7 protein-coding genes and 1 CRISPR repeat array are annotated in these 10,362 nt (G+C 46.7%); of the genes, 2 read left to right on the top strand and 5 right to left on the bottom strand.

All coding sequences use genetic code 11. The features are described from left to right. Positions 1-100 precede the first annotated feature (100 nt). Positions 101-1,369, bottom strand: a complete 1,269-nt coding sequence (locus V4C51_RS15785; protein WP_330927145.1) for a WD40 repeat domain-containing protein — start codon at positions 1,367-1,369, stop codon at positions 101-103. A 396-nt stretch (positions 1,370-1,765) separates the two neighbouring features. Further along, positions 1,766-3,176: direct repeats of the CRISPR family, unit length 28 nt; unit sequence TTTCTAAGCTGCCTGTGCGGCAGTGAAC. A 523-nt stretch (positions 3,177-3,699) separates the two neighbouring features. Then, entirely contained in the window at positions 3,700-5,157 is a 1,458-nt protein-coding gene (locus V4C51_RS15780; protein WP_330927144.1) for a WD40 repeat domain-containing protein, read from the bottom strand. A 676-nt stretch (positions 5,158-5,833) separates the two neighbouring features. Between V4C51_RS15780 and V4C51_RS15775 the strand changes: the two genes are divergently transcribed. Together V4C51_RS15775 and serB are read left to right on the top strand one after the other, a co-directional pair. Continuing rightward, entirely contained in the window at positions 5,834-6,100 is a 267-nt protein-coding gene (locus tag V4C51_RS15775; protein ID WP_330927143.1) for a hypothetical protein, read from the top strand. 118 nt (positions 6,101-6,218) lie between these two features. After that, a complete protein-coding gene (gene serB / locus V4C51_RS15770) occupies positions 6,219-7,145 on the top strand; it encodes a phosphoserine phosphatase SerB (protein WP_330927142.1) in 927 nt (308 codons plus the stop codon). Positions 7,146-7,196: 51 nt separating this feature from the next. Here the strand turns inward: serB and V4C51_RS15765 are convergent, their stop codons facing one another. From V4C51_RS15765 to V4C51_RS15755, 3 genes are all read right to left on the bottom strand, one after another. Next, positions 7,197-7,814 carry a hypothetical protein gene (locus V4C51_RS15765; protein WP_330927141.1) on the bottom strand — a complete coding sequence of 206 codons (618 nt, stop codon included), beginning with the start codon at positions 7,812-7,814 and terminating at the stop codon, positions 7,197-7,199. Between the two features lie 81 nt (positions 7,815-7,895). Next, the gene (gene epmA / locus V4C51_RS15760) at positions 7,896-8,897 is read right to left on the bottom strand and encodes an EF-P lysine aminoacylase EpmA (RefSeq protein ID WP_330927140.1); all 1,002 of its coding nucleotides are present in this window, start codon (positions 8,895-8,897) and stop codon (positions 7,896-7,898) included. Positions 8,898-9,478: 581 nt separating this feature from the next. After that, positions 9,479-10,090: a hypothetical protein gene (locus tag V4C51_RS15755; protein WP_330927139.1), complete on the bottom strand. Its 612-nt coding sequence runs from the start codon at positions 10,088-10,090 to the stop codon at positions 9,479-9,481. Between the last annotated feature and the right edge of the window lie 272 nt (positions 10,091-10,362).

Below are 10,362 nucleotides of genomic sequence, written 5' to 3'. Positions count from 1 at the left end.
ACATCGAGCAGCAGAATAGACCACATTAGGAGTCCTGACGGACTCCTAGCTTTCCTTCCCAGTACTAAAAGTACTGGGCTTGACGCTCTTTTCGGTCAGATCAACCACCCACTTTAGTATCACTCAGATTCCACACCTTTACGGTGTGGTCAGCAGAACTTGAAACCACCCGCCCATCAAGCATTACCCTGACGCATGTCACCACAGATGCATGGCCTATCAGTGTTCCCACACACGGCTCCCCTCCGGGATTACTCAAATCCCATACCTTTATGGTGTGGTCAGAAGAGCCCGAAACCAGCCGCCCATCAGGCAGTAATGTGAGGGTATGCACTCGGCCTTCATGCCCCGTCAGTGTCGCCATGCACCGTTCCCCTTGAGGTTTACTCAGATCCCATAGCTTTATGGTATTGTCATAAGAACCTGAAATCAGCCGCCCATCAGGCAATACCAGCAGGGACGTCACGCAATCCTTATGACCGGTCAGTGTCTCCTGGCAACCGATGGGCATCGGGACTGAGCGAGATATAATTTTCCCTTCCAGTGTCTCGTCTTCCTCCAACTGGAATCGGGTATCACTGGCTATACTGAGATCCCACACCTTTATAGTCTTGTCAGAAGAACCCGAAACCAGCCGTCCATCAAGCAGTTCCCTGATGGCATTCACCCGTCCTTTGTGGCCCTCTGGCCGTCCGCCCCCCATTACTATCATGCATTCATCCCCCTGAGGTTGATTCAGACCCCACACAATTATGTCGCCATTATCAGAAGTCGAAACCAGCCGCCCATCAGTAAGTCGCTTGACTAACCCCACAGCACCTAAAAAGTTTTTTAGTGTTACCTCGCATTGCTCCTCTTTAGGTCTACTCAGATTCCACACCTTTATGGTTGAGTCATTAGAAGAAACCACCCGCCTGCCTGGCAGTGTCATGAGGCAATTCACATGCCCATCATGTTTGAACTCCAGTTCATCAACGCACCGTTCCCCTTCAGGTCTACTCAGATCCCACACCTTTATGGACAGTCCAGCAGAACCTGAAGCTATCAGCCCATTACTCATTACCGCGACTGATGGCACCTGCCATTGATACTGATTTATTGTGATCACGCACAGATCATCATTTTCTCCCAGTGATTTTAAGTACTCATTGCTTTGATTCCGGTAAAAGGCCATGCGTAATAATGGATCATTAATGTCGCTGCCCGGGATAGAAGGAATCTTAATCTTTTCCATGCTTTTCCTGTAGGCTTCAGGGTTAGCGCCATAATACTCATTCGATAAAGTTTTCAGCTTTTTTATTTCCAGAGCATGTAAAAAAGACGATGAAAAAATAATCATCACAATGGATAAATGGACAAACTTCATCATTGACCTATTCCCACTATTTTATTCGTTGCGTTAATGTTGACAGTTGATAATGGGTGGCTCCAATGATGCGCAATGTGGCTGACCAAACTATTCTATTGCAATTAACACCAATCGCCTTTTCCAGTTGCAACATAACTGGATATTTTCAAGGGCATAAGTGTTTCAATGGAACAACTTTACCAAACAATTTATATTAGTCAGTATTTTTAATTCATAAAAATCAACAGTCATTGTAGAAATTGTAGAATAGTAGTTTATTTTAAATTCACCAGTTGTGATTGGAATTATTTTTTTGGGCCATTTCAAACCTACATAATTACCGTTATAAAACTCAGTATTTTATAAGCTGCCTGTGGCAGTGAACGTAACACAAACGACGGTTGTAAGTTATACAGTTTTCTAAGCTGCCTGTGCGGCAGTGAACGGAAGTGAACATGAAAAAAGCATAATAAAAATATTTCTAAGCTGTCTGTGCGGCAGTGAACTGAACGATACCCGCATCACGAGGCCGCCACATTTTCTAAGCTGCCTGTGCGGCAGTGAACATATATGCACAGCGGAATCAGCTCATTCATAATTTCTAAGCTGCCTGTGCGGCAGTGAACTGATGATGTTCCTGGCGAAATCTCTCTATCGTTTTCTAAGCTGCCTGTGCGGCAGTGAACAGCTAAGGCAAACGTAGCGCTTGATCCTGCAATTTCTAAGCTGCCTGTGCGGCAGTGAACGTCATGGAATGATGCTCCAGCCTGGGCTATCTTTTCTAAGCTGCCTGTGCGGCAGTGAACCTTCCGTGCTGCCCTGATAGTTCACGTTGTACTTTCTAAGCTGCCTGTGCGGCAGTGAACTGAGCAAGTCTATAGAATGAGGGTAAGGTGATGTTTCTAAGCTGCCTGTGCGGCAGTGAACGAACCGGCCTGCGGATCGGCACCAGAAGAAGCTTTCTAAGCTGCCTGTGCGGCAGTGAACGAACCGGCCTGCGGATCGGCACCAGAAGAAGCTTTCTAAGCTGCCTGTGCGGCAGTGAACGATAAAGCGAACAGCTAATGCGCCATCTCCACTTTCTAAGCTGCCTGTGCGGCAGTGAACTTGCGCTGATTAACCCGCTTGTGCTTGCGGGTTTTCTAAGCTGCCTGTGCGGCAGTGAACATTAGTGGCGCAGATCATACCCATGTTGTATTTTTCTAAGCTGCCTGTGCGGCAGTGAACGAGAGGGAAGACTCATCAACAATTTGTTCTTTTTTCTAAGCTGCCTGTGCGGCAGTGAACTGCGAGACATCCGAATCCGAAATTCGCGAGAGTTTCTAAGCTGCCTGTGCGGCAGTGAACTTTTATCTTTAGAAGAAAGACTACCATACGATTTTCTAAGCTGCCTGTGCGGCAGTGAACTGTGTTTGAGTGTTGTTGCCAGTGCTCTTTGTTTTCTAAGCTGCCTGTGCGGCAGTGAACCGAGTGCGGGGACTACTACCGGTGCTGTTCTTTTTCTAAGCTGCCTGTGCGGCAGTGAACATATAAACGACAGAAGATGTGCAAAAGAGATATTTCTAAGCTGCCTGTGCGGCAGTGAACAGTTCAGCAATAGTGCCCCTTATATCATCGTATTTCTAAGCTGCCTGTGCGGCAGTGAACGATATGAAGCAATAGCTTCACAACCCTTCGCAGTTTCTAAGCTGCCTGTGCGGCAGTGAACAATTAGAAGCCGCTTTTAAATCATCCAAGGAATTTCTAAGCTGCCTGTGCGGCAGTGAACAAGCTTACTATCGACTATCTGAGACGAGCGTATTTCTAAGCTGCCTGTGCGGCAGTGAACTAGAGGTTTTCAGCAATAAAACGAGCTGCACCAATAACTTCAGCCCGAAAAGCTAAAAATACCCTTTTTTGAGGCTATATTGCAACCCATTGATTTTAAACATGTTTTTAAATAGCGTAAATTTTTGGGCCAAAAACAGGGTAATGCCCTGTGGTCACCTTTTCTGGCCAAGTTATACGAAGCGAAAGTGCCCATTTTATCACAGGCACCATTACTATAAGGAATAAGGAATAAGGAATAAGGAATAAGGAATAAGGAATAAGGAATAAATAACCAAAACCGCTGCTCAGAATATGAACTTTTAACCCAGATAACGGTGTTCTAGGAGGCTGTCGGACTTAAGACAAATCAATATACATACACCCATCACTTTGGTCACTCCCGCGAAGGCGGGAACCCATTTTCTGGTAGGTTCCCGCCTTCGCGGGAATGACGACTGTAGGGGTATTAGCGCTTAACAGCACCAGTGCGCTCGCCGACGTTAGCCATGTTGTTTTATGGCCACATCAATCGCCCCTTTATATTACTCAGATTCCATGCCTTCATCAGCAGCCGAAACCAGCCGCCCATCAGACATTGCCGTGTCAGACATCACCATAGGCTCATGGTCTGTCAGTGTTGTATCGCACCATTTTTTTCTCAGATCCCCCAACAGCTCTTTGGTGGTGTCAGAAGATTCTGAAACGGTGGTGTCAGAAGAGTCTGAAACGTCCCCTTTCGTGTTATTCAGATTCCATACCTTTATGGTACAGTCACCAGAACCCGAAACCACCTGCCCATCAGGCATTACCGCGACGCATCTCACCGTAGATTTATGGCCTATCAGTGTTCCCACGCACTGCTTCCCGTTAGGTTTACTCAAGTCCCATACCTTTATGGTGTGGTCAGAAGAGCCCGAAACCAGCCGCCCATCAGGCAGTAATGTGAGGGTATGCACTGGACCTTCATGTCCCGTCAGTATCGCCACGCACCGTTCCCCTTTAGGTTTACTCAGATCCCATACCTTTATGGTCTTGTCATAAGAAGCTGAAACCAGCCACCCATCAGGCAATACCAGCAGGGACGTCACACTATCCTTATGAGCATTTATTGTCTCCTGACAACCAATGGCGCATTTGGGGGTTGAGCGAGGTATAATGTCCCCATTCGGTGTCCTGTCCAGATTTCCGTCATCCAACTCGTATCGGGCATCATCGGCTACGCTGAGATTCCACACCTTTATGGTGTGGTCAGCAGAACCCGAGACCAGCCGACCATCATGCAGTTCCTTGACGGCATTCACCCAACCTTTGTGGCTGCCTCGTAGTCCGCCCCCCATTATTATCATGGATTCATTCCCTTTAGGTTGATTCAGATCCCACACATTGATGTTTTTATCATAAGAACCCGAAGCCAGCCGCCCATTCTTCAGTACCGTGACTGACTCCACAGGACCTCCATGGCCTTCCAGTACTGCCTCGCATACCTCCATATTAGGTTTACTCAGATTCCACACCATTACTGTAAAGTCACTAGAACCCGAAATCAGTCGCCCGTCAGGCATCACTGTGAGGCAGTTCACTACGCCTGTATGCAAAGCCAGTATGGCTTCGCATCGACGCCCTTCAGGTTTACTCAGATTCCACACCATTATGCCCCCGTCAGAAAAACGAGAAAAAACCAGCCGCCCATCTTTCAGTACCCCAACCGAAGGCGCCAGGTGTTCAACGTTTATTGTGGTCACGCACAGATCGGCATTTTCTCCCAGTGATTTTAAGTACTCATTGCTTTGATTCCGGTAAAAGGCCATCTGCAATAATGGATCGCTAATGTCGCTGCCCGGGATAGAAGGAATCTTAAACTGCTCCATACTTTTCTTGTACGCTTCAGGGTTAGCGCCGTAATACTGGTTCGATAAAATTCTTAGTTTTTCTATTTCCAGGGCATATAAAGAAGATGAAAGAATCATCATCACAATGGATAAACGCACAAACTTCATCATTGATTCATTCCCACTATTTCATTCGCTTTATTCGTTACATTAACGTTGACAGTTGATAACCGTTGGCACCAATTGACACCAATAACGCGCGATCTGATTAATCAGGATAACAAACACCAATGGCCTTTTTTATGCCATATCACTTTATATTTTCAGTAGGTATAAGCCGTTCAATTAAACCACTTCACCACACAAGGTATATTCATTTGTATTTTTAATGTATACAAAAAATAATAGTCACCAAAGCGTAGTAGTTTATTTTGGATTCACCAGTTGAAACTGAAACATCTTTTGGTTTTATTCGTTACTTAGTGCCCTTTGATTCTAAGAAAATCCATTAAAAACACCGCTAGGAGCCTGTCGGACTTATGCTTTCGAGCATAAAATTCAGTAGGGCGAGTCAGAATTTTCTGATCAATTTGTGTGAATAGTTGACCTATTTAAGCAAATTGATCGGAAATTCTGGCCGCACTTTCTCGCGCTTTCTCGCGCTTTCTGGATTTCAGGCTGAAATTGTCTTAAGTCCGACAGGCTCCTAGTCAGGCAGACAGTGGCTTTTGCGTGTTCAGGGGAAAATGCTGACGCCTGTTATCCAGCACAGTGAGCACCTGTTTTTACTTCCCTTTTTTTACATGCTTATAATGAGGTTTGACCACCATAATGGATGATAACAACAATGAATGTCTGCGATATTGCCACCAAAATCCTCATTGATGATGAAGAGGAGTTTTCGTTTGCGATAAAAGCGCGGGTCGAGAACCCGGAAGACGATGAAGAGGTATGCCTGGCATTACAGGGACTCGATACCGACGGGTTTGAAGTGTATGAGTTGGTGCTTGAGGGGACTGTACCGCCGGGGGAAAGCAAAATTCTCACGACAAAAGAAGAAGATGCTGACCGTACGCTTTATGAGAAAATTGCCAAGTGGCAGGTAAAGTATTAGCCGTTGAAAGCCGTCTTCACCGGCTGCTTCTGACGGATTACGGGGCCAAGGAGCCCGACAGGCTCCGAGGCTCCGTAGTTGATTATTTCTATCCCTTTTTGTGAGTTGTGAGCCTGTTGTGAACGTATCATCTGCCAGTGACTGTGCTGAAAAAGCCCGCTTTATTGTTACGGTTATGTCTCCGAGACTGACCATCGCCCATGAAAAAAGCATATTGTCTGCCATCGCGCAGTGTGATATGCACCACCAGGATCAGCAACGGGTCACCCCCGGCAAGTGTCTGCAATTTGTTATCAGCGGCAATAGTGAACAGGCAGAACAACTGAAACAATCATTGTTTCAGCGCTCGGATGAACGTCAGGTGGATATCGTGCTGCAAACCGAAGCTGACCATCACCACCAGCGGCGTCTGGCCGTGTTTGATATGGACTCTACGTTAATCAAAGCCGAGGTCATTGACTGTTTAGCCGAAGCTGCTGGTGTGGGGGCACAAGTGGCTGCAATCACCGAACGCGCCATGGGCGGTGAGCTGGATTTTAACGAGAGCTTTCGCCATCGCCTGAGTATGTTGCGGGGCTTGCGTGAGTCTGTTCTGCAAACTATGGCCGAACGACTCCCGATGATGGACGGTGCTGAAACACTGGTTTCAGCCCTTCGGACCCACGGTTACAAAACAGCAATTATCTCCGGTGGGTTTACCTGCTTTGCACGGCATGTGCAGCAGAAGCTCGGCATCCATGAGGTCTATGCCAATGAGTTGGCTATCACTGATGGCAAACTAACCGGTGAAGTAAAAGGCCCGATTATCAATGGTCAGGGCAAGGCAGCTATTGTGCAATCCCTGGTTGACAGAGAAAACCTGTCTCTGAACGATGTTATGGCTGTTGGTGATGGCGCTAATGATTTACCCATGCTGAGCAAGGCCGGGTTGGGCATTGCCTTTCGCGCCAAGCCCCTGGTGAGGGAGCAGGCTGACCATGCGGTTTCTGCCATGGGACTTGATGGATTGCTTTATATTTTGGGATTGATATCCTCCCCCGACTAAGAGCCTGTCGGGGGCATCTATCTCTCAGACGACAGGTATCCCAATTACACGCTAGCTGAGCGTCAACGTGCAGTCATGGTAATCCACGTTAGCCGTACAGGGAAAGCCATTGATGATCAGGCAGGCAACATGGGCTGAAAAATACGTATCACCCCTATCGAGCTCAATGCAAGGATTGTTATACTTGCTCAGACGAAAGACATTGTAATTACACGGCAGAAAATCAGGGCTCGCATTATTATCTGAGTCTGTTTCCTGTTCACAGACCAGCGCATACAGCATCTTTTCTTTTGTACCCAGAACCAGGTACTGACAATCCACATATACCTGGCCCTCATCGAAATGCTTATCTTCCTTATCAAATCCAAAACGTCCCAGTCCATGGATATACAATGTTTTATCTTTCATTTCTGAATATGGAAAGGTAATAGGACAACTCTCCTTGAGCATTTCTCTTACCCGATCGGCCATCGCTATATCTGGAACTAAAGCACCATCACGATAATGACCAAAATTGCTTTCTTCCCCCCCAAAAAAAGCAACCATAAGATGTCTCAGGTAGAGCTGCTGAATATCCGAATCTACCAAAAGCTGTTCAAAGGCTTGGTTATTACCACTTTTAACCAGTTGATCCAAACAAAGATTTTTGAGAGTAGGCAATTCATTCATAATAATCCCTTGCGGAGGTAGTGGGGGTAATAAAGATTAGGGACGATTATCTCCTCACAGGGAGCCGGTATTTAAATGCCGCTACGCCCGCTCGAACGAAAAAGCGAGTACATCCTGTATTGTTGCTGTTTGCATCATTAACATTAACAACCTGTCAATGCCCAGGGCGACACCCGCGCAGTCAGGCATCCCGTGTTTGAGGGCAGCCACCAGCCGCTGATCAAAAGGATAAGCAGGAAGCCCTCGGGCTTTCCGCTTCTTTTGTTCTTCCTTAAAACGCTTAAGCTGTTCGTCGCCATCGAGTAACTCGTGGTAGCCATTGGCTAACTCAACACCGTTGACAAACAGCTCAAACCGGGCAGCCACCTGTTGCCCGTTATCATCCTCTCGCAAGCGCGCCAGTGCTGACAGGGTGGCGGGGTAGTCGTAGACGAAGACTCCCTGTAATTCATTGCCCTTTTTTTGTCCCGGCTTTTGACCCAACTGAGGCTCAATACAAGAGGAAAATAACAGATCCAGGCAGTCATTTCGATCAAGCCCGGTTAATCGGTCATTCACCTTTTCTTTGACCAGCGCATCAAGCGCATTGTGTGATGCCGTGTGCGGATTAACCGCCAGATACTGTTCAAACAGCTCACCATAGCTGCTGCGCCGCACCTCCCTGAATGTCGATACACTGCCCAGTACGCTTGCCACATCATCCATCAGCCTTTGTTGATCCATACCTACCCGGTACCACTCTAGCAGAGTAAACTCTGGATTGTGCCGAGTGCCAGCTTCGCCATTTCTGAAAACACGCCCCAGGGAATAGATGTCACCACTGCCGGCAGCTAACAGGCGTTTCATGGGGAACTCTGGAGAGGTGTTTAAATAACACGTTTGCCGGGTATCAGAACCAATGGGAGTAAAGTCAGTATGAAAACTGTCAATATAGACGTCAACTGTAGCACTGGCAGACAGATACGGGGGTTCAACTTCCAGCACCCCTTGTTGGTGAAAATAGCTTCTGATGCCACGCAGTAACCGGGCCCGTTCCCTCAACGCCATCATTGCTGCAGTGGGTTTCCACTGTGGCTCAGACACGAAAAAAAGTCCTGTTAATCATTGTTATTTTCAACCTGGCAAAGAATGGGAAAAAAGAAAAATGGGGCATTGAAAGGCGCAGAGGAAAGCACCTGACCAGGAGCCTGTCGGACTTAAGACAATTGCGGCCTAAAATCCAGAAAACGCGGCCAGAATTTTATGCTCGACAGCATAAGTCCGACAGGCTCCCGGGCAGAACAATAAAATCGATAACCACACTGGCCGGTATTGTACAAAAGGATTACTTCACCCGTCCAACATATTCGCCGGTACGGGTATCAATTTTCAGCACTTCTCCTTCAATCACGCAGTGTGATATGCACCACCAAGACCAAAGTACCTGCAGTTTGTTATGAGCGGCAGTAGTGTGCAGGCAGAACAACTGAAAAAATCATTGTTTCAGCGTTTGGATGAATGCCAGGAGCCTGTCCGAGAATAGCGCCCGTAGCGAGGATGGCAGAAAATTGAGGATAAAAAGTTGGAAATTTTTAGTGAATAGTGGTTCTATTTGCTAAAAATTTCCGACTTTTTAGACCAATTTGCTGCCACCGCAGTAGGGCAGTCTATTCTCGGTCAGGCTCCTAGCTAAGCGTCAACGTGCAGTCATGGTAATCCACTCTAGCGGTACAGGGAAAGCCATTGATCATCAGGCAGGCAAGATGGCCTGGATAATCCGGCTTGATACTATCGAGCTCAACGCAAGGATCGTTATAATCGCTCAGACGAAAGACATTGTAATTACACGGCAGATAATCAGGGGTCGCATTATTCTCTGACTCTAAATCATGATCACAGACCAGCGCATACAGCCTCGTTTCTTTTGTACCCAGAATCAGGTACTGACAATCCGCATATACATGGCCCATATACTCATCTTTCCTATTTATTCCAAAACATCCCAGTCCATGGATATACAATGTTCTATCTTTCATTTCCAGATATGGAAAGGTAATAGGACAATTCTCCTTAAGCATTTCTCTTACCCGATCGGTCATCTCCATATCTGGAATTAAACCACCATCACGCCAATAACCAACAGCACTTTTATTTCCCCCAAAAAAAGCAAACATAATATGTTTCAGATAGAGATGCTGAATATCTGAAGCTGCCGGAAGCTGTTCAAAGGCTCGTTTATTACTACTTTCAACCACTTTATCCAAACAAAGATTTTTGAGAGTAGGCAGTTCATGCATAATAACCTCTTGCGAAGGTAATGGAGGTAATAAAGATTAGGGAGGATCATCTCCTCACAGGGAGCCGGTATTTAAAGGAAAAATGGGGCGTTGAAAGGCGTAGAGGAAGGCATCTGACCAGGAGCCTGTCGGACTTAAGACAATTTCGGCCTAAAATCCAGAAAGCGCGGCCAGGCAGAACAATAAAATCGATAACCACACTGGCCGGTATTGTACAAAAGGATTACTTCACCCGTCCAACATATTCGCCGGTACGGGTATCAATTTTCAGC

The organism is Candidatus Sororendozoicomonas aggregata (assembly GCF_031528575.1).
GTDB classification, from domain to species: Bacteria; Pseudomonadota; Gammaproteobacteria; order Pseudomonadales; family Endozoicomonadaceae; genus Endonucleibacter; species Endonucleibacter aggregata.
The sequence above is the reverse complement of the archived record's forward strand: the minus strand, read 5'-3'. Positions and strand labels throughout refer to the sequence as shown.

Excerpts from the sequence above, each read along its gene's own strand:
- V4C51_RS15775 (WP_330927143.1), top strand. The coding sequence starts at position 5,834 with ATGAATGTCTGCGATATTGCCACCAAAATCCTCATTGATGATGAAGAG.
- V4C51_RS15785 (WP_330927145.1), bottom strand. The coding sequence starts at position 1,369 with ATGATGAAGTTTGTCCATTTATCCATTGTGATGATTATTTTTTCATCG.
- V4C51_RS15765 (WP_330927141.1), bottom strand. The coding sequence starts at position 7,814 with ATGAATGAATTGCCTACTCTCAAAAATCTTTGTTTGGATCAACTGGTT.
- V4C51_RS15755 (WP_330927139.1), bottom strand. The coding sequence starts at position 10,090 with ATGCATGAACTGCCTACTCTCAAAAATCTTTGTTTGGATAAAGTGGTT.
- V4C51_RS15780 (WP_330927144.1), bottom strand. The coding sequence starts at position 5,157 with ATGATGAAGTTTGTGCGTTTATCCATTGTGATGATGATTCTTTCATCT.